23 protein-coding genes and 1 pseudogene are annotated in these 26,177 nt (G+C 71.7%); 15 read left to right on the top strand and 9 right to left on the bottom strand.

The genetic code is table 11. The features are described from left to right. The first annotated feature begins 55 nt into the window (after positions 1–55). Positions 56–1,726, top strand: a complete 1,671-nt coding sequence (locus tag ABZO29_RS11310; protein WP_367320030.1) for an AMP-binding protein — start codon at positions 56–58, stop codon at positions 1,724–1,726. Continuing rightward, positions 1,723–3,330, top strand: coding sequence for an AMP-binding protein (locus ABZO29_RS11305; RefSeq protein WP_367320029.1), 1,608 nt, complete (start codon positions 1,723–1,725; stop codon positions 3,328–3,330). Before ABZO29_RS11310 ends, ABZO29_RS11305 begins: the two co-directional genes overlap by 4 nt. 25 nt (positions 3,331–3,355) lie before the next feature. On the opposite strand, the gene ABZO29_RS11300 is transcribed toward ABZO29_RS11305, so the two are convergent. After that, positions 3,356–4,057, bottom strand: a complete 702-nt coding sequence (locus ABZO29_RS11300; protein ID WP_367320028.1) for a hypothetical protein — start codon at positions 4,055–4,057, stop codon at positions 3,356–3,358. 157 nt (positions 4,058–4,214) lie between these two features. Between ABZO29_RS11300 and gcl the strand changes: the two genes are divergently transcribed. Then, a complete protein-coding gene (gcl, locus tag ABZO29_RS11295; protein ID WP_367320027.1) occupies positions 4,215–5,999 on the top strand; it encodes a glyoxylate carboligase in 1,785 nt (594 codons plus the stop codon). Between the two features lie 84 nt (positions 6,000–6,083). Then, entirely contained in the window at positions 6,084–6,920 is an 837-nt protein-coding gene (locus ABZO29_RS11290; protein ID WP_367320026.1) for an alpha/beta fold hydrolase, read from the top strand. Here ABZO29_RS11290 and ABZO29_RS11285 read toward each other — a convergent pair. The 4 genes from ABZO29_RS11285 to ABZO29_RS11270 all read right to left on the bottom strand — a co-directional run bounded on the left by ABZO29_RS11285 (position 6,901) and on the right by ABZO29_RS11270 (position 9,976). Further along, complete coding sequence (locus ABZO29_RS11285) at positions 6,901–7,473, bottom strand: TIGR04222 domain-containing membrane protein (protein WP_367320025.1); 573 nt, start codon at positions 7,471–7,473, stop codon at positions 6,901–6,903. The two genes, ABZO29_RS11290 and ABZO29_RS11285, sit on opposite strands and share 20 nt — an antisense overlap. A gap of 159 nt (positions 7,474–7,632) precedes the next feature. Beyond that, entirely contained in the window at positions 7,633–7,869 is a 237-nt protein-coding gene (locus tag ABZO29_RS11280; protein WP_367320024.1) for a hypothetical protein, read from the bottom strand. Between the two features lie 347 nt (positions 7,870–8,216). Next, positions 8,217–9,110 carry a 2-hydroxy-3-oxopropionate reductase gene (locus tag ABZO29_RS11275; RefSeq protein ID WP_367320023.1) on the bottom strand — a complete coding sequence of 298 codons (894 nt, stop codon included), beginning with the start codon at positions 9,108–9,110 and terminating at the stop codon, positions 8,217–8,219. Positions 9,111–9,136: 26 nt separating this feature from the next. Next, positions 9,137–9,976 carry a TIM barrel protein gene (locus ABZO29_RS11270; RefSeq protein WP_367320022.1) on the bottom strand — a complete coding sequence of 280 codons (840 nt, stop codon included), beginning with the start codon at positions 9,974–9,976 and terminating at the stop codon, positions 9,137–9,139. A gap of 301 nt (positions 9,977–10,277) precedes the next feature. Between ABZO29_RS11270 and ABZO29_RS11265 the strand changes: the two genes are divergently transcribed. From ABZO29_RS11265 to ABZO29_RS11235, 7 genes and pseudogenes are all read left to right on the top strand, one after another. Further along, positions 10,278–10,526 (top strand): hypothetical protein, encoded by a 249-nt coding sequence (locus ABZO29_RS11265; protein WP_367320021.1) that lies wholly within the window; start codon positions 10,278–10,280, stop codon positions 10,524–10,526. Continuing rightward, on the top strand, positions 10,523–10,888 hold the full coding sequence (locus ABZO29_RS11260) for a helix-turn-helix domain-containing protein (RefSeq protein ID WP_367320020.1): 366 nt from the start codon (positions 10,523–10,525) through the stop codon (positions 10,886–10,888). Before ABZO29_RS11265 ends, ABZO29_RS11260 begins: the two co-directional genes overlap by 4 nt. Before the next feature lie 120 nt (positions 10,889–11,008). Further along, complete coding sequence (uraD, locus tag ABZO29_RS11255) at positions 11,009–11,527, top strand: 2-oxo-4-hydroxy-4-carboxy-5-ureidoimidazoline decarboxylase (RefSeq protein WP_367320019.1); 519 nt, start codon at positions 11,009–11,011, stop codon at positions 11,525–11,527. Further along, positions 11,524–11,922, top strand: coding sequence for a hydroxyisourate hydrolase (gene uraH / locus ABZO29_RS11250; RefSeq protein WP_367320018.1), 399 nt, complete (start codon positions 11,524–11,526; stop codon positions 11,920–11,922). Before uraD ends, uraH begins: the two co-directional genes overlap by 4 nt. Before the next feature lie 4 nt (positions 11,923–11,926). After that, positions 11,927–12,829: a factor-independent urate hydroxylase gene (pucL, locus tag ABZO29_RS11245; protein ID WP_367320017.1), complete on the top strand. Its 903-nt coding sequence runs from the start codon at positions 11,927–11,929 to the stop codon at positions 12,827–12,829. A gap of 27 nt (positions 12,830–12,856) precedes the next feature. Continuing rightward, a complete protein-coding gene (locus ABZO29_RS11240; RefSeq protein ID WP_367320016.1) occupies positions 12,857–14,230 on the top strand; it encodes an 8-oxoguanine deaminase in 1,374 nt (457 codons plus the stop codon). A gap of 148 nt (positions 14,231–14,378) precedes the next feature. After that, a pseudogene (locus ABZO29_RS11235) lies at positions 14,379–14,731 on the top strand (winged helix-turn-helix transcriptional regulator). Here the strand turns inward: ABZO29_RS11235 and ABZO29_RS11230 are convergent. The 3 genes from ABZO29_RS11230 to ABZO29_RS11220 form a co-directional block, all read right to left on the bottom strand. Then, positions 14,686–15,108, bottom strand: coding sequence for an acyl-CoA thioesterase (locus ABZO29_RS11230; protein ID WP_367320015.1), 423 nt, complete (start codon positions 15,106–15,108; stop codon positions 14,686–14,688). The pseudogene ABZO29_RS11235 and the gene ABZO29_RS11230 overlap by 46 nt on opposite strands. A 51-nt stretch (positions 15,109–15,159) precedes the next feature. After that, positions 15,160–15,786 carry a hypothetical protein gene (locus tag ABZO29_RS11225; protein WP_367320014.1) on the bottom strand — a complete coding sequence of 209 codons (627 nt, stop codon included), beginning with the start codon at positions 15,784–15,786 and terminating at the stop codon, positions 15,160–15,162. Positions 15,787–15,856: 70 nt separating this feature from the next. Next, positions 15,857–16,456 (bottom strand): histidine phosphatase family protein, encoded by a 600-nt coding sequence (locus ABZO29_RS11220; RefSeq protein WP_367326107.1) that lies wholly within the window; start codon positions 16,454–16,456, stop codon positions 15,857–15,859. A 224-nt stretch (positions 16,457–16,680) separates the two neighbouring features. Between ABZO29_RS11220 and ABZO29_RS11215 the strand changes: the two genes are divergently transcribed. From ABZO29_RS11215 to ABZO29_RS11205, 3 genes are read left to right on the top strand one after another with little or no spacing between them, the layout of a single operon-like run. Beyond that, the gene (locus ABZO29_RS11215) at positions 16,681–18,960 is read left to right on the top strand and encodes an MMPL family transporter (protein ID WP_367320013.1); all 2,280 of its coding nucleotides are present in this window, start codon (positions 16,681–16,683) and stop codon (positions 18,958–18,960) included. Then, on the top strand, positions 18,957–23,555 hold the full coding sequence (locus tag ABZO29_RS11210; protein ID WP_367320012.1) for a type I polyketide synthase: 4,599 nt from the start codon (positions 18,957–18,959) through the stop codon (positions 23,553–23,555). Before ABZO29_RS11215 ends, ABZO29_RS11210 begins: the two co-directional genes overlap by 4 nt. Further along, positions 23,552–24,232, top strand: coding sequence for a 4'-phosphopantetheinyl transferase superfamily protein (locus ABZO29_RS11205; RefSeq protein WP_367320011.1), 681 nt, complete (start codon positions 23,552–23,554; stop codon positions 24,230–24,232). The genes ABZO29_RS11210 and ABZO29_RS11205 overlap by 4 nt, the downstream gene beginning before the upstream one ends. On the opposite strand, the gene ABZO29_RS11200 is transcribed toward ABZO29_RS11205, so the two are convergent. Beyond that, positions 24,226–25,434, bottom strand: coding sequence for a pyridoxal phosphate-dependent aminotransferase (locus ABZO29_RS11200; protein WP_367320010.1), 1,209 nt, complete (start codon positions 25,432–25,434; stop codon positions 24,226–24,228). The two genes, ABZO29_RS11205 and ABZO29_RS11200, sit on opposite strands and share 7 nt — an antisense overlap. 81 nt (positions 25,435–25,515) lie before the next feature. Here ABZO29_RS11200 and ABZO29_RS11195 point away from each other — a divergent pair, with 81 nt between their 5' ends. Further along, positions 25,516–26,142: a winged helix-turn-helix transcriptional regulator gene (locus ABZO29_RS11195; RefSeq protein WP_367320009.1), complete on the top strand. Its 627-nt coding sequence runs from the start codon at positions 25,516–25,518 to the stop codon at positions 26,140–26,142. The last annotated feature ends 35 nt before the right edge of the window (positions 26,143–26,177 follow it).

Raw genomic sequence — 26,177 nt, 5'->3', positions numbered from 1 at the left:
TTACACGATGTCAGAGAGCCGCCCGGCAATGGTCCGGCACGGAGGAGGACAGCAGATGACTACGGCGACGGAGCAGTTCCGCAGGGCGCGGGACTTCCTGCTGGAGCACCGCGAGGACTACGCCACGGCCTACGAGGGCTTCGTCTGGCCCCGTCCCACCGAGTTCAACTGGGCGCTCGACTGGTTCGACGAGATCGCGCACGGGAACGCCCGCACCGCGCTGCACATCGTCGAGGAGGACGGCTCGCAGACCCGGCTGTCCTTCGGCGAGCTCTCCGTGCGCTCCGGTTCGTTCGCGAACTGGCTGCGCGAGCGCGGGGTGCGCGCCGAGGACCGCATCCTGGTCATGCTCGGCAACCAGGCCGAACTGTGGATCACGGCACTCGCCGCCATGAAGCTGCGGGCCGTGGTCATCCCCGCCACCCCGCTGCTGGGCCCCGCCGACCTGCGCGACCGCGTCGACCGGGGCCGCGTCCGGCACGTGATCGTGCGGGCCGAGGACACCGGCAAGTTCGACGAGGTGCCCGGCGACTACACCCGCATCGCGGCCGGCGACCCGGTCGAGGGCTGGCTGCCGTACGAGGAGGCGTACGACGCCGACGCGAACTTCCTGCCCGACGGTCCGACCATGGCCGACGACCCGCTGATGCTCTACTTCACCTCGGGCACCACCGCCCGGCCCAAGCTGGTCGAGCACACCCACGTGTCGTACCCGATCGGCCACCTGGCGACCATGTACTGGATCGGCCTCGAGCCCGGTGACGTGCACCTGAACATCTCCTCGCCGGGCTGGGCCAAGCACGCCTGGTCCAACCTGTTCGCGCCGTGGAACGCCGAGGCGACCGTCTTCCTGCACAACTACACGCGCTTCGACGCGCCCCGCCTCATGGCCGAAATGGACCGGGCCGGCGTCACCACCTTCTGCGCCCCGCCCACCGTGTGGCGCATGCTCATCCAGGCCGACCTCACCCAGCTGCGCACCCCGCCCCGGGAGGCCGTCGCCGCCGGTGAGCCGCTCAACCCCGAGGTCATCGAGCAGGTCCGGCGGGCCTGGGGCGTGACCATCCGGGACGGTTTCGGCCAGACCGAGACCGCCGTACAGATCGCCAACAGCCCCGGGCAGCCCCTGAAGACCGGCTCCATGGGCCGGCCCGGCCCCGGCTACCGCGTCGAGCTGCTCGACCCCGTCTCCGGCGCGCCGGGCGCGACCGAGGGCGAGATCTCGCTCGACCTCTCGGCACGCCCTGTAGGCCTGATGACCGGCTACCACGGCGACCCCGACCGTACGGCGGAGGCGATGGCCGGCGGCTACTACCGGACCGGCGACATCGGCTCGCGCGACGACGACGGATACATCACCTACGTCGGCCGCGCGGACGACGTCTTCAAGGCCTCCGACTACAAGATCAGCCCCTTCGAGCTGGAGAGCGCGCTGCTGGAGCACGAGGCGGTGGCGGAGGCGGCCGTGGTGCCCGCCCCGGACGCCCTGCGCCTCGCCGTGCCCAAGGCGTACGTCGTTCTCGCCGAGGGCTGGGAGCCCGGCCCCGACACCGCGAAGGTGCTCTTCGAGCACTCCCGGGAGACCCTCGCCCCCTACAAGCGCATCCGGCGCCTGGAGTTCGCCCCGCTGCCCAAGACCGTCTCCGGCAAGATCCGCAGGATCGAGCTGCGCGAGGCGACCGCGGCGGGCTCGGACGCGGAGTACCGCGAGGAGGACTTCCGGTGAGCGGGCTGTCGTACACGCACGGGACGAGCGGGACACCGCTGCTGGGCGACACGATCGGCGCCAACCTCGACCGGGCGATCGCCGCCCACCCCGACCGCGAGGCCCTGGTGGACGTGCCGTCCGGGCGGCGCTGGACCTACACCGAGTTCGGTGCGGCGGTCGACGAGGTGGCGCGCGGGCTGCTCGCCAAGGGGGTGGCGAAGGGCGACCGGGTCGGGATCTGGGCGGTCAACTGTCCCGAGTGGGTCCTCGTCCAGTACGCAACCGCACGCATCGGCGCGATCATGGTCAACATCAACCCGGCCTACCGTGCCCACGAGTTGGAGTACGTCCTCAAGCAGGCCGGCATCTCGGTGCTGATCGCCTCGCTCGCGCACAGGACCAGCGACTATCGCTCACTGGTGGACCAAGTGCGCGGCAGGTGCCCTGAGTTGCGGGAGACCGTCTACATCGGCGACCCGTCCTGGGAGGCACTGACGGCGGACGCGGCCGCTGTGCCCCACGAGCGACTGGCGGCCGTCTCCGACGAGTTGAGCTGCGACGACCCGGTCAACATCCAGTACACCTCCGGGACGACCGGCTTCCCGAAGGGCGCCACGCTCTCCCACCACAACATCCTCAACAACGGTTACTGGGTGGGCCGTACGATCGGCTACACCGAGCAGGACCGGGTGTGCCTGCCCGTGCCCTTCTACCACTGCTTCGGCATGGTGATGGGGAACCTGGGCGCCACCTCCCACGGGGCCTGCATCGTGATCCCGGCCCCGTCCTTCGACCCCGAGGCCACCCTGAAGGCCGTCCAGCAGGAGCGGTGCACGTCCCTGTACGGCGTTCCGACCATGTTCATCGCGGAGCTGAACCTGCCCGACTTCGCGTCGTACGACCTGACCACGCTGCGCACCGGCATCATGGCGGGCTCGCCCTGCCCGGTGGAGGTGATGAAGCGGGTCGTCGCCGAGATGCACATGGAGGAGGTCTCCATCTGCTACGGCATGACCGAGACCTCCCCGGTCTCGCTGCAGACGCGGATGGACGACGACCTGGAGCACCGCACGGGCACGGTCGGGCGGGTGCTTCCGCACATCGAGGTGAAGGTCGTCGACCCGGCGAGCGGGGTCACCCAACCTCGGGGAACGGCCGGGGAGTTGTGCACCCGGGGCTACAGCGTGATGCTCGGCTACTGGGACGAGCCGGAGAAGACCGCGGAGGCCGTCGACGCCGGGCGCTGGATGCACACGGGGGACCTCGCGATGATGCGCGAGGACGGTTACGTCGAGATCGTCGGCCGCATCAAGGACATGATCATCCGTGGCGGCGAGAACATCTACCCGCGCGAGGTGGAGGAGTTCCTCTACGGCCACCCGAAGATCAGGGACGTCCAGGTCGTCGGCGTACCCCATGAGAAGTACGGCGAGGAGGTCCTCGCCTGCGTCATCCCCCGCGACCCGGACGACCCACTGACGCTGGAGGAGCTGCGGGCGTACTGCGAGGGGCAGTTGGCGCACTACAAGGTGCCGAGGCGGCTGCAGATCCTGGACTCCTTCCCGATGACGGTGTCGGGGAAGGTGCGGAAGGTGGAGCTGCGGGAGAGGTACGCCCGGTAGTCCAAGGGGCGGGCCCTGTGGAGCGTCACTGGGTGCCGCCCGCGTCCAGCCGGTCCGCCGGGTCGTTCACCGGCTGGGCCGTGCCCGTGAGGCCGAGGACGAACAGGGGGATGTCCAGGGCGTCGGCCCGGGCGCGGGCGTCGTCGGCGTATCCGGCGAGGGAGAAGTACACGCATCTCGCGGACTCCGACATCGCCGTCAGCCACAGGCACTCCACGTCCCGCAGCGAGGCCGGGCGCAGGGTCGGGTCGACCTGGGCGAGGAGGCCGCGGGCGGCGAGGCCGACGCCGGACGGCGGACGCTGGTCGGCCCTGCGGACGTCCCGGTATCCGAGCCGGCGCAGATGGAGTGCGGCCGCGGTGACCGCGTCGCGCGCGGTGCGGATGGTCACCGGCCGCACTGTGCGGCGGCGGGGCGGTTCGGCGGCCGGCGTGGCGTCCTCGTCCGTGGCCGCAGCCGTGCCGCACATCCGGATCCTGAGCAGCGCCCCGCAGGGGCAGCCGAGTTCCGGCCGCGGCCACTGGTCCCGGCGGCCGCAGGACGTACAGCGCACGGTGACCCACTGGTCGTCCCAGACCTGATGGCTGACGGCCGTCGCGGTACCGCGCGGATCGAGCCGCGGGGCGACGGGCGCGCCGCATGCACACGGGTAGGACGGTGCGGCGTAGAGATGCTCACGACGGCAGGCCGGGCAGCGCACCGACACGCTCTCGGACATGGCTCCCATCGTCCTCCAGGGAGCCCCGCTTGTCCGTCCCTTGACGGCATTCGACCGCCCACTTACATTGCTTCCAGATAGTAGAATTTAATTTCCGTTTTGCGGAAAGTTCTCACCGCGGGGCGCGACGGGAGAGCGAATCCAACAGCCGAAGCAGGAGTACTCCATGGCTCGTATGACCGCTGCCCGCGCGGCAGTCGAGATCCTCAAGCGCGAAGGCGTCACCCACGCCTTCGGTGTCCCCGGCGCGGCGATCAACCCCTTCTACGCGGCGCTCAAGGCCGCCGGCGGCATCCAGCACACCCTCGCCCGGCATGTCGAGGGCGCCTCGCACATGGCCGAGGGCTACACCCGCACGCGCCCCGGCAACATCGGCGTCTGCATCGGCACCTCGGGCCCCGCCGGCACCGACATGATCACGGGCCTGTACTCCGCGATCGGCGACTCCGTCCCGATCCTGTGCATCACCGGCCAGGCCCCCACCGCCGTGATCCACAAGGAGGACTTCCAGGCCGTCGACATCGCCTCCATCGCCAGGCCGGTCACCAAGGCGGCGGTCACGGTTCTGGAGGCCGCGCAGGTTCCCGGCGTCTTCCAGCAGGCCTTCCACCTCATGCGCTCCGGCCGGCCCGGCCCCGTCCTCATCGACCTGCCGGCCGACGTCCAGCAGACCGAGATCGAGTTCGACCCGGAGACGTACGAGCCGCTCCCCGTCTACAAGCCCGCCGCCACGCGCGCGCAGATCGAGAAGGCGATCCGGATGCTCAACGCCTCCGAGCGCCCGCTGATCGTCGCCGGCGGCGGCGTCATCAACGCCGACGCGTCCGGACTCCTCGTGGAGTTCGCCGAGTTGACCGGCACCCCGGTCGTCCCGACCCTGATGGGCTGGGGCGCCATCCCCGACGACCACGAGCTGAACGCCGGCATGGTCGGCCTGCAGACCTCGCACCGCTACGGCAACGCGACCTTCCTGGAGTCGGACTTCGTCCTCGGCATCGGCAACCGCTGGGCCAACCGCCACACCGGTCGCGTCGACGTCTACACGGCGGGCCGCACCTTCGTCCACGTCGACATCGAGCCCACCCAGATCGGCAGGATCTTCGCCCCGGACTACGGCATCACCTCCGACGCCAAGGCCGCGCTCGAGCTCCTCGTCGAGGTGGCACGGGAGTCGAAGGCGGCCGGCGAACTGCCCGACCGCGGTGCCTGGGCCGCCTCCGCACAGGAGAAGAAGGCCAGGCTCCAGCGCCGTACGCACTTCGACGACATCCCGATCAAGCCGCAGCGCGTCTACGAGGAGATGAACAAGGCCTTCGGCCCCGAGACCCGGTACGTCACCACCATCGGCCTCTCACAGATCGCGGGCGCGCAGATGCTGCACGTCTACCGGCCGCGGCACTGGATCAACTGCGGCCAGGCCGGGCCCCTCGGCTGGACGATCCCGGCCGCGCTGGGCGTCGCCAAGGCCGACCCGGAGGCGTCCGTGGTCGCCCTGTCCGGCGACTACGACTTCCAGTTCATGATCGAGGAGCTGGCCGTGGGGGCACAGCACAAGATCCCGTACGTCCATGTCCTCGTCAACAACTCCTACCTGGGCCTGATCCGCCAGGCGCAGCGGGCCTTCGACATCGACTTCCAGGTCAACCTGGAGTTCGACAACATCAACGCTCCTGAGCTGGGCGTCTACGGCGTGGACCATGTGAAGGTCGCCGAGGGCCTGGGCTGCAGGGCGATCCGGGTGACCGACCCGAACGACCTCGCCGCGGCCTTCGAGCAGGCCAAGAAGCTCGCCGCGGAGTTCCGGGTGCCGGTCGTCGTCGAGGCGATCCTCGAACGCGTCACCAACATCTCGATGTCCACGACCAACGACATCGGCAACGTCGTCGAGTTCGAGGAACTCGCGACGGAGCCGGGGCACGCGCCGACGTCGATCAGGACGCTGAAGGTCTGAGACGGAACCGAGCCCGGCGGGCGGGCCGTCGAGTGGTGGGGCCGCCCTCTTTGCGTGACCCCTGTGCTCCGCCATGCTCGCCCCATGCGGATGACTGTTCCCACGGAGCTCGGTGACATCTCTGTGCGCCGCGCCGGCCCGCCCGGCGCGCCCGGCGTGCTGCTCCTGCACGCCAACCCGGGCGAAGGGCGGGACTACGACGCCGTCCTGCCCGCCCTCGCCGACCACCACTGTGTCTTCGTGGTCGACTGGCCGGGCTACGGCGACTCGACCGTGCCCGATCCCGGGAAGGTCACCCCGGAGGGGCTGGTGACGGTGGCCGAGCGGGTGCTCGACGCGCTCGGTGACATCGGTCGGGTCGCCGTCGTCGGCAACAGCGTCGGCGGTTATGTGGCCTGCCGACTGGCCGAGGGGCGGTACGCGGCGCGGATCGCCGGGCTCGTGCTGGTCGACCCGGCGGGATTCACCTCGCACAACGCGCTCACCCGCTGGTTCTGCCGCGAGGTGATGGGCCGCCCCGCCGTCGCCCGCCGGCTCGTCGTCCCGCTGGCCCGCGCCTATCTGGGCGGCCTGCGCACGCCGAGCGCGCGTGCGACCTACGCGCGGGCACGGCAACTACCCTATGACAGGCGAAAGTTGGCGGTTCACTGTGCCATCTGGCGAGGCCTCGCGGAACCGGCGACCGTCCTGGCGGACCCGGGCGGGATCGGCGTACCGGTGCTGCTGCTGTGGGGCAGACGTGATCCGGTGGTCCCCGCTTTCCTGGACGGGCGGCGGGCCCGGAGCGCCCTGCCCGCGCACACGGTGAGCGTGCTGCTGCCGACGGGCCACGAGCCGTACAACGAGCGCCCCGACCTGTTCCTGCGGCACACAATGGCGTTCCTCGAGGCTCCGGACCTGGCTACGCGGCTCCGCAGCTGAAGCCGCCTCCGCCCGAACCGCCGCCCCAGGACTGCCGCATCTCCCGCTCCGTCGTCCCGCCCCGGCCGGTCAGGCCCGCCTGCCGGGTGAATCGCGGAGCGAGGGCGGTCAGCGCGCGGTCGCCGTGCAGGGCCACGGCGAGGAGGACGTCGTCCGTCGACAGGCCCCTCTGGTTCGTGGGGAGGGGGTGCTCTTTCCGCAGGGCCTTCAACAGGCGGCGGGCGGCGCCGGTGCGGCCGGGCGGGAAGGTGCGCAGCAGCCCGGCGGCCCTGAGTTCGTCGCGCAGCGCGCCGAGTGCCCTGCGCACACCCTGTCGGTCCAGCAACTGGCGCATGCCCGCGGGCCGGTGGAGCGCGGCGTGCACCGCTTTCGTGAGGGGCGGTGGCGAAGGCGCACCCGTCGCCCCGGCGGCCCGCATGGTGCCGGGCCGGCCGGCTTCCACGGCGCCCCGCAGGTGCAGCCCCAGCACGGCCACCGTGACCGCGGCGCGCGGACCGCCCCGCAACAGGGCGATCTCGTGCGCCTCCAGCCGACCCGTCGCACCACTGCTCATGGCACACCCCCCGGCACGGGGCCCGCCGCCCCCGTGCCGGCGGGCCCCGTGTGACGGAGAATGTGCCCGCGGCCGGGGGAGGTTGAAGCCTCTTGAACCGTGTTCAGAGGTTGATTTGAGGATTGCGTAGACGGCCTACGACCAGTGGCGTACGTGTCTTCAATGCTCGTGGTGCTCGGACAGGCCCGGCCAGTCGTCCGGGCCGCCGCCCTGCCACTCGATGAGGTCGGTCTCCGCCACGTCGGTCACGTACAGGTCGGCCAACCGCAGAATCTCGCTGACGTCGTCGACGTGCGAGGCGATTCCCAGGGTTTCGTCACCCTCGGTGACCCGCCGGGAGCCGTCCAGGGCCGGGGGGTGCACCACTATGTGCGGATGCTCCGTTGGATGTGCCATGCCTAAAGAGTCCTGCGGCGGGGGCGGATCCGCACCCGGGCAACCCGCGGTAACCCCGGAATCTCCGGGGAGCGGCTGGGACCGCGGCGGATGCGACGGCACCGGCGGGCTCCTCCCCTCAGGTCGAAGGAGGAGGCCCCGGACCTTCACCACCGCACTGGCTCGCACTCCGCCGCGGTCCCCAGGACCTGCCTGACAGGCCCTGGCCTCGCCCGCACGCCTCCGCTCGGCCACCCCTCATCCGGGCCGCTCGGGCGTCGCGGGCAGTCGGTTCCGGACGTCGCCGCCGCCTGGGCGCGACAGGACAGATGTCAGCGGCGGCGCCGCCCGGAAGTCTCGGAGGTGGGTCAGACCTGCGCGCCGGACAGGCGCTCCACGGACCGCAGCAGCGCCGAGTGGTCCAGGCCGCCGTCGCCCTGCGCGCGCAGGCTCGCGACCAGCTGGGCGACCACCGCGCCGACGGGCAGGGCCGCGCCCACGTTGCGGGCGGCGTCCGTGACGATGCCCATGTCCTTGTGGTGCAGGTCGATGCGGAAGCCCGGCTTGAAGTCGCGGCCGAGGAAGTTGTCCTTCTTGCGGGTCAGCACGGTGGAGCCCGCGAGGCCGCCGCCCAGGACGTCCAGCGCCGCCTTCAGGTCCACGCCCGACTTCTCCAGGAAGACCACGGCCTCGGCGCACGCCTGGATGTTGACGGCGACGATCAGCTGGTTGGCGGCCTTCACGGTCTGGCCGGAGCCGTGTGGGCCGCACAGCACGATCGTCTTCCCGAGCGCCTCGAAGACCGGCCTGGCGGCGTCGAAGTCGGCCTGCTCACCGCCGACCATGATCGACAGTACGGCCTCGACGGCGCCGGCCTCACCGCCGGACACGGGGGCGTCGAGCACGCGGATGCCCCTGTCCCTCGCGGCCGCCGCCAGGTCGACGGAGGTCTGCGGGGTGATCGAGGACATGTCGATGAGCAGGGCGCCCCGCCTCGCATTCGCGAGGATGCCGTCGGGGCCGTAGGCGATCGCCTCGACCTGCGGGGACGCGGGCACCATCGTGATGATCACGTCGGCGTCACGGACGGCCCCGGCGATCGAACCGGCCGCGGTGCCGCCCGCGGCCGCCAAGCGGTCCAGCTTGTCCTGCTCGAGGGTGTAGCCGGTGACGTCGTAGCCCGCCTTGATCAGGTTCTCGGACATGGGGGAGCCCATGATGCCGAGGCCTATCCAGGCGACCTTGGGAAGTGTGTTGCTCATGGGGGAGTGCCTCTCGGTACGGGGGATCAGCGGGGCAGCCAGTCGAAGGCCTCGGCGCTCGGACGGTCGCCCGGCTTGTACTCCAGGCCGACCCAGCCCTCGTAACCGGCCTTCCCGAGCTGGTCGAGGAGGTTCTCCAGGGGCAGCGAGCCCGTGCCCGGGGCGCCGCGGCCCGGGTTGTCGGCGATCTGGACGTGTCCGGTCCTCGGGGTGTACTGCTCGATCACCGACGGCAGGTCCTCGCCGTTCATGGACAGGTGGTAGAGGTCCATGAGGAAGCGCGCGTTGCCGAGGCCCGTCGTCTGGTTGACCCTGTCGACGACGCCGACGGCGGCCGGGGCGGACACCAGCGGGTAGAGCGGCGACTCGGGCCGGTTCAGCGCCTCGACCAGCAGGATCGCGCCGATCCGGTCGGCGGCCCGGGCCGCGAGCACCAGGTTCTCCAGAGCCAGCGCGTCCTGCTCGGCCGGGTCCACGCCCTCGACGCGGTTGCCGTACAGGGCGTTGAGAGCCGTGCAGCCCAGGGACTGGGCGAAGCCGGCGACGACGTCGATGTTGGCGCGGAACCGCTCCGACTCCTCGCCGGGGACCGACAGGGCGCCGCGGTCCGGGCCCGGGAGCCGGCCGGCGTAGAAGTTCAGGCCCGTGAGCCGGACGCCCGCGTCCTCGATCGCCTTCTTCAGTGCGTCGAGCTCGGACTGCCGGGGGGTGGGGGTGTCCACCCAGGGCCACCACAACTCGACCGCGGTGAAGCCGGCCGCGGCGGCGGCCGCGGGGCGCTCCAGGAGCGGGAGTTCCGTGAAGAGGATCGACAGGTTGACGGTGAAGCGCTGGTCTGCGGCTGTGCTCGATTCAGAACCTGGCATCGGGGCCGCGCCCCCTTCCGCTGGCTTGATTCCGTATTACGGAAGTTTGTTTCTGCTTGATGGAAGCCTGCCTGTGTGCGTCGTGGCTTGTCAAGGGGTGCCCGGCCGGGTTTGCGCTGCTCCGGGCGGAGCGCGGCACGTTCGAAGGCCGACGGCAATAGGTGCGGGCCGGGCTCCGGTCCGGCCCGCAGCGGCTAGGGTCACCTCGTGGCGGGCGAACCGGCTCCGCCGTGCGATTCCACTTGTGCCCGTCTGTCCCGATACGGGTAAAATCGCAGGTCAGGATGTGTTTGGGGGCGCGATGCGCTTGAGAGTGGAGTTCACGACCGAACCCTTCGACCTCGACGAGCCGCCCGCGCACGCGCTGGTCGCCCGCGAGGTCGTCGAGGCGGCCGACCTGGACGCCGTGGACGTCGGCCCGTTCGGCAACACCGCCGAAGGGCGTGCGGACGCCGTCCTCACCGCCGTGGACGCACTGTTGCGCAAGACCCTGGAGGCCGGCGCCACCCGGATCTCGCTGCAGGTCAACGTCGTGGGGGAGGGCGAGTGACCGGCACCGGGGACGAGCCCTTCATCACCGCCGTGAAGCCGCTGGTCGACGCCATGGGCGGCGAGATGCTCCCGCCGGACGAGGCCGGTCCCGACGACGTCGTGCTGGCCTGGGAGGGCGCCGACGTGGTCGCCGTACGCCTGCCGCAGCTGGCGGACTCCCTCGACCACATCCTGGCCGCCATGGAGCGCAAGCGGGGCAAGCCGCTCGCCGACCTGGACCGCAAGGCCAAGCAGGAGGTCGTACGGATACTCGAGGCGCGAGGCGCCTTCTCCGTACGGCACGGCGTGGAGACCGTGGCGAGCGCGCTCGGGGTGAGCCGCTTCACCGTCTACAACTACCTGAACCGCGACAAGGGCTGAGCTCCGGAGCGGGTTGTTACCGCGAATTTTCAACAAAGTGTTGACGTGTGTCGCGAGGGGGCGTTAGCTGGGCCGCAGCCCGCTCAGCACGAAGGCCGTCCAACGGCCACGGAGGCTCCCGTGACGTCGACTTCCACGCCCCCGGGCCTGGCCCGGTTCAACGCCATGGAGGAGCACACGGCCCTCGCCGTCCTCCACGAGGCGTGCGCCTCCACGGCATGGGGGAAGCGGCTGCTCGCCGCCCGCCCCTACACCACCGCCGGCGAACTGTACGCGGCGAACGACTCCGCCATGGCGGAGCTCACCGCCGAGGACCTGGCCGAGGCGATGGCAGGACACCCGCCGATCGGCCGCCCCAAGCCGGGCGACCCCACCTCGGCGCGGGAACAGCGCGGCATGGCCGGCGCCTCCGAGGAGCTCAAGGCGGAGATGCTCGACCTCAACCTGGCCTACCAGGAGAAGTTCGGCCATGTCTTCCTCATCTGCGCCACCGGCCTGACCGGCGAGCAGATGCGCGACGCGGTCGGGGAACGGATCGGCAACACGCCAGAGCGGGAGCGGGAGATCGTCCGCACCGAGCTGGGCAAGATCAACCGCATCCGACTGGCCCGACTCGTCGAAGAGGACGCCCGACCATGAGCACCAGCACCACCGCTTCCGTGTCCACGCACATCCTGGACACCAGCATCGGCCGCCCCGCCCGGGGTGTCGCCGTCCGGCTCCTCGCCCGCTCCGGGCGGAAGGCGGAGTGGCAGGCGCTCGGCGGCTCGGCGACCGACGCGGACGGGCGGTGCAAGGACCTCCCGGCGCTGCCGGAAGGGACGACCCAGGTACGGCTCGACTTCGCCGTCGAGCCGTACTTCGAGAAGAAGCAAGCCGATGCGCAGCAGGACGCCCCCGCGAATCGGGACAGCGGTGCCGCGGCAGTGTTCTTCCCGGAGGTGGCGATCACGTTCGCCGTCGTGCCGGGCGAGCACTACCACGTACCGCTGCTGCTCAACCCGTTCGGCTACTCCGTATACCGAGGGAGCTAGCTACATGCCCATCCTGGGACAGAACCAGTACGGCAAGGCCGAGAACCGAGTCGTAAAGATCACGCGGGACGGCGCCACCCACCACATCAAGGACCTGAACGTGTCCGTGTCGCTCTCCGGCGACATGGACGAGGTCCACTACTCCGGCTCCAACGCCACCGTCCTGCCGACCGACACCACCAAGAACACGGTGTACGCGTTCGCCAAGGAACACGGCATCGAGTCCGCCGAGCAGTTCGGCATCCACCTCGCCCGCCACTTCGTGACCTCGCAGCCCGCGATCCACCGGGCCCGGATCCGCATCGAGGAGTACGCCTGGGAGCGGATCGAGCACTCCGGTCAGGGCGCGCACTCCTTCGTCCGCAAGGGCCAGGAGACCCGGCTGACGCAGATCACGTACGACGGCTCCTCGTGGGAGGTGGTGTCGGGCCTGAAGGACCTCGTCGTGATGAACTCGACCGACTCCGAGTTCTGGGGTTACGTCAAGGACAAGTACACGACGCTCCCGGAGGCCCACGACCGCATTCTGGCCACCGAGGTGTCCGGCCGCTGGCGCTTCAACTGGTCCGCCGACGACACGGAGACGCCCGACTGGGAGGAGTCCTACGCGCAGGTGAAGAGGCACATGCTCGAGGCCTTCGCCGAGACGTACTCGCTCTCGCTCCAGCAGACGCTCTACGCCATGGGCGCCCGGATCATCGACAACCGCGGTGAGATCGACGAGGTCCGCTTCTCGCTCCCCAACAAGCACCACTTCCTCGTCGATCTGGAGCCTTTCGGGCTGAAGAACGCCACCGACGAAGGAGCCGTGTACTTCGCCGCCGACCGCCCCTACGGCCTGATCGAGGCCACCGTCCTGCGGGACGGCTGCGAGGCGAAGATCCCGGCGGACCTCACCAACCTCTGACGCGGACACGGAAGTAGAGGACGAACGATGGCACAGCGCATCGTCATCGAGAACTGTTCGATAGCGACCGTGGACGCCGGCGACACCGAGTACGCCTCCGGACACGTCGTCATCGCCGGCAACCGCATCGAGTCGCTCGGCGCGGGCAGGGCACCGGACGGTCTGGAGAACGTCGTACGGCGCATCGACGCCACCGGACACCTCGTCACCCCCGGCCTGGTCAACACGCACCACCACTTCTACCAGTGGATCACCCGGGGCCTGGCCACGGACCACAACCTGTTCAACTGGCTCGTCGCGCTCTACCCGACCTGGGCGCGCATCGACGAGGGGATGGTGTACGCGGCCGCGCAGGGCTCGCTCGCGATGATGGCCCGCGGCGGCGTCACCACCGCGATGGACCACCACTACGTCTTCCCGAAGGGCTCGGGCGACCTGTCGGGCGCCGTCATCCGTGCCGCCCGCGAGATGGGCGTCCGCTTCACCCTCGCCCGCGGCTCCATGGACCGCAGCGAGAAGGACGGCGGGCTGCCGCCGGACTTCGCCGTCGAGACGCTCGAGGGCGCCCTCGCCGCGACCGAGGAGACCGTCAAGCAGCATCACGACCCCTCCTTCGATGCCATGACCCAGGTCGCCGTCGCCCCCTGCTCGCCCTTCTCCGTCTCCACCGAACTGCTCAGGCAGGGCGCCGAATTGGCCCGTCGCCTCGGGGTGCGCCTGCACACCCACGGCTCGGAGACGGTCGAGGAGGAGAAGTTCTGCCACGAGCTGTTCGGCATGGGCCCGACCGACTACTTCGAGTCCACCGGCTGGCTCGGCGAGGACGTGTGGATGGCGCACTGCGTCCACATGAACGACTCCGACATCGACGCCTTCGCCCGTACGAAGACCGGTGTGGCCCACTGCCCCTCGTCCAACGCCCGGCTGGCGGCGGGCATCGCCCGGGTCCCCGACATGCTGGCGGCGGGCGTCCCGGTTGGCCTCGGTGTCGACGGCACCGCGTCGAACGAGTCCGGCGAGCTGCACACGGAACTGCGCAACGCCCTCCTCATCAACCGCCTCGGCGCCCACCGCGAGGCCGCCCTGAACGCCCGTCAGGCGCTGCGGCTGGGGACGTACGGCGGCGCCCAGGTGCTGGGCCGTGCGGGTGAGACCGGCTCCCTGGAGCCGGGCAAGCTCGCCGACCTGGTGCTGTGGAAGCTCGACACCCTCGCGCACGCCTCGATCGCCGACCCGGTGACCGCGCTGGTCTTCGGCGCGGCGGCACCGGTGACCGCCTCCTTCGTGGGCGGCACACAGATCGTCGAGAACGGCCGCCTGCTGCATGTCGACGAGGACGCCGTCGCCCGCTCCACACGGGACGAGGCCCGGCGCCTGGCGCGGATCGCCGGACAGGGCTGACCGGCCCGAGAACTCCGGCCGGGAGGGACGGCTCCCGGCCGGCGGCCGTGGACCCGAGCGGGGTCCACGGCGGCCGTGGCCGGGGTACGCACGGTGGTGCGTGCCCCGGCGCGGTCTTCGTGGCCGATCGTGCGCTCTGTGCGCATGAATGATGAACGCGCACGCGTGCCCGGTCCGGGAAGTTCTTGACAGGGTGTCCGGCAAATGGAGCGTGCAGATCCTCGTCGCGGCGGCTCACGGGCCCATGTCACCCGGACCGTGCACCCGACGGTGCCCCCGAAGGGCGAGTACGAACTCACCCCGGTGGCCCGTGAGTTGCACGAGACCCTGCAGCGCCTGACGGACCGGGCGGAGCGCAACAGGGTCTACATCGCGCAGTCCCGGGTGGCCTACGACGCCGAGCACGAACCCGAGCTGGTCCGACGGCGCTGGTCCGACGGCGCCGGCCTGACGGCCTACAGCCCGAACAGGCTCGGGTCCGTGGCCAGTTCCTTGAAGTAGTCCTGCGGGTTCGCCACCATTCGTCGTGCCTCGAGGTCCAGCAGTCCGCCGACCGCGGTGAGTTCGGCGGCGACCGTGCCGTCCGTCCTGCGGATGGTCTGCTGGATCCGGAAGGTCTTTCCGCCGCCCCACTCGAAGGCGCACGTCACGTCGACCTCGTCACCGGCGAGAAGCTCCCGTTTGTAGCGGATGGTCGTCTCCAGGGCGACCGGGCCCACGCCCTTGCCGATGAGACCGGCCTGACTGATGCCTGCCGCCTGCAGTAACGACCAGCGAGCGTGTTCCGCGTAGTTGATGTACACGCTCTGGTTGAGGTGACCCTGCACATCGGTCTCGTATCCGCGGACGGTGACCCGGACGGAAAACGGTACGCTCATGGCTTCCCCTTCTCGCATTCGCTGCCCTGTCCACCGATCTTGGCACGCCCGTCAGGCCCGGCGCGGCGATGCCAGAAGATAGCGATCTCCAGTGCGGGGCTCGGTGTGCTCTCCGACCTGCCAGCCCGCCTTCTCCAGGGTGGCCGCGCAGGCCCGCAGCGCCCCGGCGTCCGGTTCGCGCACGGCCACCGCCTCCGGCTGGGGGGTCGCGCGCACCCGGTAGCCGTCGGTGTCCCCGCCTGCCGGGCGGTGTCCGGCGGCCTCCAGGGCGAGCGCGGCGGCCTGCACGAGATGCGTCCGCTCCCAGGCGCACGGGCGGTCGGTCGCACCGTCGGGATTGGTCATCCGGCGCAGCTCCAGCAGCCCCTGCCAGGCGCTGTGCACCTCACGGACGCGGGCCGGGCCCGCGTCCGGGGCGTCCTCCTCGCCGCCGACGCGAGCGGCGAACAAGCCGGTGGCCGGACGGGCCTCCGGCTCCTCGGGCGCCTCCGGCTCGGCCTCCCGTATGCGATGTCCGGCCGGGGTCAGGAAGTGGTCGTGCGGCGGCCGCGGGTGCCGGAAGGCGAGCCCGCGCTTCACGAGCGCCGCGAGCTGCGTCTCCGTACCCCTGAGGCGGCCTGTGACGGGATCGGCGGCGTCGATGACACGGCGTTGCGCGGCGGTGGGCGGTCGTGTCACGGCGTGCTCCTTCCCGGTGAACGGCCTGCTCGTAGGGGTCTCGCGGGCCCGCGGCGGGCCCACTCGAAGACTACGACCCGGGTCTGACATTCCACTCCGCGATCACCGGCCGCCCGTGCTCCGTGCCCAGCCGGCCCAGCGTCCCCGTCGCCAGCTGGAAGAAGGCCCCGGCCGACGGCGGCAGCCCGAGCCGCCGGGCGGTGAGGACCCGCAGGAAATGCCCGTGCGCGACCAGCATCACGTCCCCCTCGCCGTCGGCGAGCGCGGCTTCCGCCCTGGCCAGCACCCGGTCGGCGCGCTCCCCGACCTGCTCCGGGGTCTCCCCGGGGTGTTCGGGCGTCCCCGGCGCGACCCCGTCCGTGAACAGGAACCAGCCCGGCCGGGTGCGCTGGATCTCGACGGTCGTGACCCCCTCGTATCCGCCGTAGTCCCATTCGCGCAGATCCGGGTCCACCCGTACGTCGTGCAGCCCGATCAGCTCGGCGGTCTCCCGCGCCCGCCGCAACGGGCTGACGAACGCGGCCCCGATCCGCAGCGAGCCGACCGTCGGCACCAGCCGGCGCGCCTCCTCCCGCCCGTGCTCGGTCAGCGGGACGTCCGTCCATCCGGTGTGCCGCCCGGACCGCGACCACTCGGTCTGACCGTGCCGCACGAGAAAGAGGTCGGCCACGTGCGCACCCTTCCAGCTCGCCTCCCCAGCACCGTGCCACACGGGCGTGGCGGCCCGCAGGACGCACTGGGCCGGACGGCCGTTGTCGTGGGCGTAGCTCACGACCCACCTCCCGTCAAGTGACGAACAGCCGGGGCTGGGGAGCCTCCCCGGTCGCGGGGCACCGTGGCAGACGACCGCCCGTGCGACCGCCGCAGCGGGGCGCGAACCGGAGAGGAGGACGGATGTACCGCTGGCTCGGTGCCGTCGCGGCCCGTCGTCCCCGACTGGTGCTGCTCGCCGCGCTCGGCTTCCTCGTCCTGTCGGTGGTGGCCGGGTCGGGAGCGACGGGACGGCTGAAGACCCAGGGGTACGACGACCCCTCGTCCGACTCGAGTTTCGCGGCCCGCGCGACCGCCGAGTACCGGGGGACCGCCACGAACCTGGTCGTCGTCGCGCAGGTCGAGCGCGGCGACGTCGACGACCCCGCCGCCCGCAACGCCGGCCAAGAGCTGACCCGGCGTCTCGCGGCCCAGCCGCATGTGAGCGACGTGTCCTCGTACTGGAGCGGCGGGGCGGCCGAACTGCGCAGCCGGGACGGCCGCTCGGCCCTGCTGATCGCGCACGTCGACGGCGAGGGCGAGCGACTCGGCCCCCGTGCCGAGCAGGTGCGCGAGACCCTGACGGCCCCGCCTGTGGGCGGACGGTACGCCCTGACGGTGCACGTGGGCGGGACGGCGCTCGCCGACGCCGAGATGCAGGACATCGCCGCCTCCGACCTGAAACGGGCCGAGGCCGTCGTCCTGCCCGGCACCCTCGTGCTGCTGGTCCTGGTGTTCGGCAGTGTGGTGGCCGCGGCCCTGCCCCTGCTGATCGGGGTCCTGGCCATCGGCGGAACCCTGCTGATCCTCAGCCTGCTCGGCAGCGTCACCGACGTGTCGGTGTTCGCCCTGAACCTCACCACCGCGCTCGGCCTCGGCCTCGGCATCGACTACGGGCTGCTCATCGTCTCCCGGTTCCGGGAGGAGCTCACCGCGGGGCACCAGCCGCGCGACGCCGTCCGGCGGACGGTGGGCGCCGCGGGACACACCATCTTCTTCAGCGCCGCGACGGTCTGTGCGGCGCTGGCGACCCTGCTGGTCTTCCCGCCATACTTCCTGCGCTCCTTCGCCTACGCGGGCATCGCCGTGGTGGCCGTCGCGGCGGTGGCGGCCACCACGGTCCTGCCGGCGCTGCTGGTGCTGGTCGGCCGGCGCGTGAACGCGTGGGCGGTGCCGTGGCGCCGCAGGGCCCGCGCCGGCTCCGCCTCACGGTTCTGGGACCGGTTGGCCCGGGTCGTCGTACGCCGCCCGCTGCTCGCCGCGCTGCCGGTCCTCGCCCTGCTGGCGGTGCTCGCGGGACCGTTCACGCACGCGGGGTTCGCGACCCCGGACGACCGGACGCTGCCGCGGAGCGCGTCCAGCCGGCAGACCGGGGACCTGGTGCGCAGCGAGTTCGACGGGGGGAACGCGGCCGCCCTCACGGTGTTCACGACCAGCCCCACGCCCGAGGTCGCCCTCGACTACGCGCCCCGGCTGTCCTCCCTGCCCGGTGTGGCCGAGGTCAGGGGGCCGTCCGGAGTGTGGCGGGACGGTGAGCCGGTGACCGCGCCGGGCAGCGCCGCGACCTCTCTCGCGCCGTCCGGTGCCGGCGGTCCGGCGATCCTCTCGGTGGTGCCGTCCGCCGACCCCCGGTCGGCCGACGCCCAGCGGCTGGTCCGCGACATCCGCGGCACACCCACGCCCGCGGGCACCGACATCCACGTCGGCGGTCCCAGCGCGGTGCTGGTCGACGCCAAGGACACGATCTCCCGGCGGCTGCCACTCGCGGCCGGCATGATCACCGTCAGCACGTTCGTCCTGCTCTTCTTCTTCTCGCGCAGTCTGCTCCTTCCGCTGAAGGCGATCACTCTCAACGGACTGAGCCTCGCGGCGGTCCTCGGCGCCATGGTGTGGATCTTCCAGGCCGGACACCTGAGCAGCCTGCTCGGTTTCACGCCCGGACCGCTCAGCACCACCATGCCGGTGCTCCTCTTCTGCATCGTCTTCGGGCTCTCGGTCGACTACGAGGTCTTCGTCCTGGCCCGCATCAAGGAAGCGCACGACGCGGGGCAGGACACCGCCGACTCGATCGTGACCGGGATCGCCCGCACCGGCGGCATCGTCACGGCCGCCGGCGCCCTGCTCGCCTTCACCCTGCTGGGCTTCGGCACCTCCGAGATGGCCCTTCTGCAGTTCTTCGGGATCGGCGCGGCGTTCGGCGTCCTGCTCGACGCGACCCTCGTGCGCGGTGTCCTCGTACCGGCGCTCATGCGGCTCGCCGGCGGCCTCAACTGGTGGGCGCCGCGTGCCCTCGGTGGCAGGACGCCGGCCCGCCCGCCCCCGCCCCCTTCGCCGTCTCCGCCCCGGGCCGAACCCCAACGCCCTTCCCCTTCCCGCACCGGCTGCCCGCCCCGGGCGCCAGAACCAAAAGAGGTATCCCCATGAATTACATCGCCATGAATGACATCGCCATCGTCGGACTCGGCTGCCGGTTCCCCGGCGCCCCGGACAGCCAGGCGTACTGGAACCTCCTCGTCAGTGGAGAGCGGCAGTTCGCCCCCGTCCCCAGGGACCGCTGGAACCACGACACGTTCCACGAACCCGCCGACCGGCGCGCCGCCGACAGCGCCTACACCGACCAGGGCGCCTTCCTCGACGACGTGGACCGCTTCGCCGCCCTGCACTACGGCCTGCCGCCCCGCCGCGTCGAGGCCATGGACCCGCAGCACCGGCTGATGCTCGACGTCACCCGCGAGGCCCTCGACGACGCGGGGCTGGGCAGGGGCGGCTTCGACCGGGAGAACACCGGCGTCTTCTTCGGCCTGTCCGTGTCCGACTACAAGGAGCTCATGACGGCACGCCTGCGTGCCATCGGCCTCGCCGACGGGTCGCTCGGCGGGGCGGCCGACCCCGGCCTCCTGCAGGCCCTCAAGGACCGGGCCGCCGAACAGCTCGGTCCCGTCCAGACCTTCGCCCTGCCGGGGAGTCTGCTCAACATGGCGCCCGCCACCGTGAGTCGGCACTTCGACCTCGGCGGCCCCAGCTTCGCCGTCGACGCCGCCTGCTCCAGCGCCCTGATCGCCCTCGACCAGGCAGTGCTCCACCTGCGCTGCGGATCCTGCACGACGGCGGTGGTCGGCGGTGTCTACCTCAGCCTCACCCCGGACAGCCTCGTGGGCTTCTCCCGTATCGGTGCCCTGTCGCCCAGCGGGGTGTGCCGGCCGTTCGACGAGCGGGCCGACGGTTTCGTCCTCGGCGAAGGCGCCGGAGCCGTCGTCGTACGGCCGCTTCGGGACGCACTCGCCGCCGGTGACCGTGTCTACGCCGTCATCAAGGGCATCGGCTCGGCGAACGACGGTACCGCCCCCGGCCCCCTGGTCCCCACTGCCGAAGGCCAGTTGCGGGCCATGCGCCGCGCCTTCGCGGACGCGGGTGTGCCGCCGTCCGCCGTGGGCTTCATCGAGGCCCACGGCACGGGCACCTCCGTCGGCGACCGCGTCGAGGTGGAAGCGCTGCGCCGGCTGCGGACCGAGGACTCCGACGGGGCTCCGGGCCCGTGTCACCTCTCCTCGGCCAAGGCTCTCATCGGGCACTCGCTGTCCGCGGCGGGCATCGCCGGGCTGATCAAGACGGCGCTGGTCGTGCACCGCCGTACGGTCGTGCCGCAGCCGGACGTCAGCCCCCGCCAGGATCTCGGGCTGGACGCCGCAGGACTGCGCATCGCCGACACCGCCCGGCCGTGGCCGGACGGCGACGCCCCGCGATGCGCCGCCGTCAGCTCGTTCGGCTTCGGCGGTACGAACGTCCACGTGGTTCTCCAGGAGGCACCGGTCCCGGCCCCGGCCGCCGTACGACAGCCGGCCCGCACCAGGTCCGCGGCCGAGCCCCACCTCGCCCTGATCTCGGCGGGCGGTCGGGAGGCGCTCCAGGAGCACATCGGGGCGCTGCTCGACACCCTGGAGCAGACGCCCACGCCGTCGATGGCGGCGGTGGCCCACACCCTGGGCGGGCGTGAGCCGCTGCCGAGCAGGCTGGCCGTCGTGGCCGCCGAACCGGCCGAATTCACCGAGCGGTTGCGCCGGGCCCGCCGGCAGCTGGCCGACGGCGCCCAGGGCGATCTCGGCGACGGCGCCTTCGCCGCCGACGCTCCGCTGCCGCCCGCCGAGCGGCGTGTCGCCTTCGTCTTCCCCGGCCAGGGCAGTCAGCGGCCGGGCATGATGCGGGACCTCCACGAGAGGTTCCCCGACTTCCGGGAGGCCGTGGACGGGCTGGGCGCGGTGGCGCGGCAGGCCGCCGGCGTCGATGTCCCCGGTCTGCTGTACGGCGGGACGGCCGACGGCTCCGAAGAGGACTCGGAGCTCCGGCGGCGGCTGTCCGGCACGGAGGTGTGCCAGCCCCTGCTGGGCACCGTGCAGATCGCCGCCACCCGGCTGCTGGCCGCGTGCGGTGTCGCTCCCGACCTCGTACTCGGCCACAGCGTCGGGGAGTTCGCGGCGGCCGCGGCAGCGGGCGTTCTCAGCGACGCCGAGACCGTACGGCTGCTGGCCCACCGGGGTGCGGTGCTGCGGGAGGCGGAGGCCGAGCCACGCGGTGGGATGCTCGCCGTGCAGACCGACGAGGAGACCTGCCGCGGCCTCCTGCGGGACATCGACGACGTATGGCTCGCGTGCTTCAACCAGCCGCGGCAGATCGTCGTCAGCGGCGGCAAGGAGGGGCTCGACGCGCTGCGCCGCGTCTGCTCGGAGGCAGGCGTCGCGACGGTTGCGCTCGACGTCTCGAACGCCTTCCACTCACCACGGCTCGCGCGGGCCGACGACGTCATGCGCGCGGACCTCGAACGGCGGCCCCTCGCTGCTCCCCGCCTGCCGTTCGTCTCGGGCGTGAGCGGGACGGAGTGCGGCGAGCCCGAGCTGCTGCGCGAGCTGTGGACGCGTCACGGTTCCGCGCCGGTCCGCTTCGGGGACGCCGTCCGCGGCGCCCACGACGCGGGCGCTCGCGTCTTCCTCCAGGTGACGGGCGGCGGTTCGCTCCTCACCTCCGTCCGCCGCAACCTCGCCGGCCGGGGAGACGTGCACGTCGTCGCCGCCGACGGTACGGCGCCGGACGACGCGTACGGGTTCCTGCGGGCCCTCGCCCGGCTCGCGGTCCTGGGCGTCCCGGTCGACCCCCGGGCCGTGGTGCGGGAGGAGGAACGCGGGCTGCTGGACCTGCCGGTGGCCCGGCTGGAGGCGCAGCCCTACTGGGTGCCGCGGCCCGCGCGGAACGGGTCTCGGCGGAGCGCCTCCGTTCCGGCCCCGGCCGGCACGCCGACCGGCGACCCGAACGAGGAGAACCCCATGAACAAGGAGAACCCGATGAACAAGGAGAACCCGATGTACGAACTGCTCGACCTCATCCAGCAACAGGTGACAGCACTCAGGCGCCTCGGCGAAACACTGCCCCCCGCCGTTGTTCCCGCCTCGTCCTCCCGGCCGTGCGCCCCACCGGGTGCCGGACCCGGCGCCGAGGCCGAGGAAGCGGTGTTCGAACAGATCGCCCGTATCAGCGCGTTCCCCGTGGACCATCTGCGGAGCGACCAACTGCTGGTCGAGGACCTCGGTTTCGACTCGCTGATGCTGACCGACCTGTTCACGTCGCTGCAACGTCGGTGGCCGTCCCTGAAGATCGACGAGAGCAGCGCCCGGGCGACCGTCGGAAGCATTACCGCGGTGATCACGGGCACTGCCGAGGCGCCCGAACCGGCCGCTCCTCCCGCTCCTCCCGCTCCTCCCGTTCCTCCCACTCCGGCAGTCCCCGACCCCGCACTCCCCGCCCCGCCCGAGGAGCAGACCCGCATCGAGTGCTTTCCGGAGGTCACCGCACACCGCGACCGCATGGGCGCACTGGGCCAACTCCAGCTGCCCAACCCCTATTTCCTGGTCCACGAGGGCGGGATGACGGACCGGACGGTCGTCGACGGCCGGGAACTCGTCTCCTTCTCCGGCTACAACTACCTGGGCCTGGCGACGCATCCCCAGGTGAGCGAGGCGGTCAAGGAGGCCGTCGAACGGTGCGGCACGTCGGCGTCCGCCAGCCGGCTGCTGTCCGGCAGCCGTCCGCTCCATGTGCAGCTGGAGAGCGAACTCGCCCGCACACTGGGGACCGAGGACGCGATCACCCTGGTCGGAGGACACTCCACCAACGTCACCGTGATCGGGCATCTCGTCGGGCCCGGCGACCTGATCGTCCACGACGCGCTCGCCCACGACAGCGTCCTGCAGGGCTGCCGGCTCTCGGGCGCAATCCGGCGTCCCTTCCCGCACAACGACGCGGCAGCACTGGACGCCCTCCTCGCCCGGGTCCGCCACCAGTACCGCCGGGTACTCGTCGTGGTCGAGGGCGTGTACAGCATGGACGGCGACATCGCCGCCCTGCCGGACCTCGTCGAGGTCAAGCGCCGGCACGGGGCGCTGCTGATGGTCGACGAGGCGCACAGCATCGGGGTGCTCGGGGCCACCGGGCGCGGCGTCGGCGAGTACTTCGGCGTCGAGCGGGCGGAGGTCGACCTGTGGATGGGCACCCTGTCCAAGGCGCTGGCCGGCTGCGGCGGTTATGTCGCCGCGAACCGCGCCGTCGTCGACTACCTCCGGTACACCGCTCCGGGCTTCGTCTACAGCGCGGGTATGACCCCGGCCAACACGGCCGCCTCGCTGGCCGCCCTGCGGCTGATGCGGGCCGAGCCGGAGCGGCTGGCGCGGCTGAGGGAGAACTCCGCGCTGTTCGTGCGGCTGGCCCGCCAGGCGGGCATCGACACCGGGGACAGCCACGACACGCCCATCGTGCCGTGCGTCGTCGGGGACTCGGCGAACACGCTGCGGCTGGCCCGGGCGCTCTTCCGGCAGGGCGTCAGCGTCAACCCGATCCTGCACCCGGCGGTCCCCGAGGAGCTGGCCCGGCTGCGGTTCTTCGTCACGTGCGACCACACGCCCGACCAGATCCGGTTCACCGTGGCGACGCTGCAGCAGGAGTTGCGGGATGTCGGCGTCGCCTCCGCCGCGTGACCGGGGCCCTCGTCATGCGCCCCGCTTTCGACGCGATCGTTCCGGGCCGTGTCCAGCGATGGGGCGGAGCGGCCTTCGTCGTGGCCCGGCGCGAGGTCCTCGACGGGGCGCCGTCCTGGTCAGCGACGGCGCTGCTCTCCCAGGCCGAACGGCAGGTCTTCGCCGCCCTGCCGCCGTGGCGGCGGGGCGAGTGGAGAGCCGGCCGGTTCCTCGCCAAGCGCCTGGTGGCCGAGGCGACCGGCGTGCCGGCCACGGAGGTGGAGATCCTTCCCCGTGACGACGGCAGCCCTCGGATGTCCGTCGCCGGCGGCCCCGTCGACGCCCTGTACGTCTCCCTCAGCCACACGGCTCACCACGTCGCGGCGGCCCTCGCCCCCGGCGCGGTCGGCGTGGACCTGTGCGAGACGTCCTCGGCGGCCGCGGTGCGCCGGGCCGTGGACCACGTCCTGACCCCCGAGGAGCGGCCGGTCGTGACGGAACGGCCCGAACTCCTCACGGCCGCCTGGGCGTTGAAGGAGGCCGCGGTGAAGGCCGACCGGCGCAGCCTGTTCGGGGAAGCGCCGCGCCGCGTCCGCATCCTCGGCCTGACGCCGCCCGCCCTGAGCGGCGGACGCCGGGCTCTGGTCCGCCGGGCGGGGACGGCGGTCCTCGCCCTGGTTCTCGCGCCGGGCTACTGACGATAGCCGCTCAGGAACCGTCCGATCCGTCCGATCGCCGCCTCCAGGTCGTCCACATGCGGCAGGGTGAGGATGCGGAAGTGGTCGGGAGTCGGCCAGTTGAAGCCGGTGCCCTGGACCACCTGGATCTTCTCCCTCAGCAGCAGGTCCAGGACGAACTTCTCGTCGTCGTGGATCGGGTGCACCTTGGGGTCGATGCGCGGGAACGCGTACAGCGCGCCCTTGGGCTTCACGCACGACACACCGGGGATCTCGTTGAGCTTCTCCCAGGCCACGGTCCGCTGTTCGTGCAGCCGGCCGCCGGGCGTGGTCAGCTCGTGGATGGACTGGCGGCCGCCCAGCGCGGCCTGGATGGCGTACTGCGCGGGCGCGTTGGCGCACAGCCGCATGGAGGCCAGCATCGTCAGGCCCTCCAGGTAGTCCTTCGCGTGCTGCCTGGGGCCCGTGACGACGAGCCAGCCGGAGCGGAAGCCCGCCACCCGGTACGTCTTCGACAGGCCGCAGAAGGTGAGGACCACCAGGTCGGGGGCGAGCGACGCGGCCGAGTGGTGCACGGCGTCGTCGTACAGGATCTGGTCGTAGATCTCGTCGGCGAAGACCATCAGGCCGTGCCGGCGGGCGAGGTCGAGGGTGCCCTCGACGATCTCCTTCGGGTAGACCGCGCCGGTCGGGTTGTTCGGGTTGATGATCACGACGGCCTTGGTGCGGTCCGTGATCTTCGACGCCATGTCGTCCAGGTCCGGGTACCAGTCGGCCTGCTCGTCGCAGAGGTAGTGGACCGCCTTGCCGCCCGCGAGCGTCGTCACCGCCGTCCAGAGCGGGAAGTCCGGGGCGGGGATCAGGATCTCGTCGCCGTCCTCGATCAGGGCCTGTACGGCCATAGAGACCAGCTCGGAGACGCCGTTGCCGAGGAAGACGTCGTCGACTCCGACCTCCAGGCCCAGGTTCTGGTAGCGCTGGGCGACGGCGCGGCGGGCGGAGAGGATGCCGCGCGAGTCCGTGTAGCCATGGGCCTGCGGGAGCATCCGGATCATGTCCTGGAGGATCTCCTCCGGTGCCTCGAAGCCGAACAGCGCGGGGTTGCCGGTGTTCAGGCGCAGCACGCTGTGCCCCGCCTCCTCCAGTGCGTTGGCGTGCTCGATCACCGGGCCGCGGATCTCGTAACAGACCTCGCTCAGCTTGTTCGACTGCCGGAACTCCATGCGTCCCTCCGGTATCTGGTGTTACTTGGTTTTACCAAGTGTGGGCTTGGAAAGTCCAACAACATGTCTAGACTGCGTCGCATGTCACCTCGCCGAAGCTACGACCAGTACTGTTCCGCCGCCCGCGCGCTCGACGTCGTCGGCGACCGCTGGACCCTGCTGATCGTCCGGGAGCTGCTCGCGGGCCCGCGCCGCTACACGGACCTGCACGCCGACCTGCCGGGTGTGAGCACGGACGTACTCGCCTCGAGGCTGAAGGACATGGAGCGCGACGGACTGACGACACGCCGCCGGCTGCCGCCGCCGGGCGCGGCCTATGTGTACGAACTCACCGCGAGGGGGCGGGAGTTGCTGCCTGTGCTGCAGGCGCTGGGGGAGTGGGGCGAGGGCGAGCTGGGAGAGCGGCGGCCCACGGACGCCGTACGCGCCCACTGGTTCGCGCTGCCGCTGCTGCGGGCGCTGAACGGCGAGGGGCTCGTCGAAGTCCGGCTCGACGAGGGCCACTTCCACCTCCACGTCGGCGCCGAGGACGGGCCGGTCTACGGCGACGGGCCCGCGCCGGGGGAGCCGGATGCCCGGCTGGAGCTGGACGTCGACACGTGCGGGGCCGTCAGCCGCGGGGAGTCGACCGTGACCGACGCCGTGCGCGACGGGCGGATCACGGTGACCGGCGACGGGACACTCGCGAAAACGCTCCGGGAAGCGTGACAGGGGCCCGCTGTGACCTGAGCGGTCACAGCGGG

Source organism: Streptomyces sp. HUAS ZL42, assembly GCF_040782645.1.
In the GTDB taxonomy this organism is placed as follows: Bacteria; Actinomycetota; Actinomycetes; order Streptomycetales; family Streptomycetaceae; genus Streptomyces.
Note: the sequence above shows the minus strand (reverse complement) of the source record. Positions and strands in the feature narration are given on the sequence as shown.

Bases quoted from the DNA above. Each gene is read 5' to 3' on its own strand.
- ABZO29_RS11195 (WP_367320009.1), top strand. From the start codon at position 25,516: ATGTCACCTCGCCGAAGCTACGACCAGTACTGTTCCGCCGCCCGCGCG.
- ABZO29_RS11310 (WP_367320030.1), top strand. From the start codon at position 56: ATGACTACGGCGACGGAGCAGTTCCGCAGGGCGCGGGACTTCCTGCTG.
- ABZO29_RS11240 (WP_367320016.1), top strand. From the start codon at position 12,857: ATGGCACAGCGCATCGTCATCGAGAACTGTTCGATAGCGACCGTGGAC.
- ABZO29_RS11215 (WP_367320013.1), top strand. From the start codon at position 16,681: ATGTACCGCTGGCTCGGTGCCGTCGCGGCCCGTCGTCCCCGACTGGTG.
- ABZO29_RS11280 (WP_367320024.1), bottom strand. From the start codon at position 7,869: ATGGCACATCCAACGGAGCATCCGCACATAGTGGTGCACCCCCCGGCC.
- ABZO29_RS11285 (WP_367320025.1), bottom strand. From the start codon at position 7,473: ATGAGCAGTGGTGCGACGGGTCGGCTGGAGGCGCACGAGATCGCCCTG.
- pucL (WP_367320017.1), top strand. From the start codon at position 11,927: ATGCCCATCCTGGGACAGAACCAGTACGGCAAGGCCGAGAACCGAGTC.
- gcl (WP_367320027.1), top strand. From the start codon at position 4,215: ATGGCTCGTATGACCGCTGCCCGCGCGGCAGTCGAGATCCTCAAGCGC.
- ABZO29_RS11230 (WP_367320015.1), bottom strand. From the start codon at position 15,108: ATGAGCGTACCGTTTTCCGTCCGGGTCACCGTCCGCGGATACGAGACC.
- ABZO29_RS11290 (WP_367320026.1), top strand. From the start codon at position 6,084: ATGCGGATGACTGTTCCCACGGAGCTCGGTGACATCTCTGTGCGCCGC.
- uraH (WP_367320018.1), top strand. From the start codon at position 11,524: ATGAGCACCAGCACCACCGCTTCCGTGTCCACGCACATCCTGGACACC.
- ABZO29_RS11300 (WP_367320028.1), bottom strand. From the start codon at position 4,057: ATGGGAGCCATGTCCGAGAGCGTGTCGGTGCGCTGCCCGGCCTGCCGT.
- ABZO29_RS11265 (WP_367320021.1), top strand. From the start codon at position 10,278: ATGCGCTTGAGAGTGGAGTTCACGACCGAACCCTTCGACCTCGACGAG.
- ABZO29_RS11210 (WP_367320012.1), top strand. From the start codon at position 18,957: ATGAATTACATCGCCATGAATGACATCGCCATCGTCGGACTCGGCTGC.
- ABZO29_RS11200 (WP_367320010.1), bottom strand. From the start codon at position 25,434: ATGGAGTTCCGGCAGTCGAACAAGCTGAGCGAGGTCTGTTACGAGATC.
- ABZO29_RS11275 (WP_367320023.1), bottom strand. From the start codon at position 9,110: ATGAGCAACACACTTCCCAAGGTCGCCTGGATAGGCCTCGGCATCATG.
- ABZO29_RS11270 (WP_367320022.1), bottom strand. From the start codon at position 9,976: ATGCCAGGTTCTGAATCGAGCACAGCCGCAGACCAGCGCTTCACCGTC.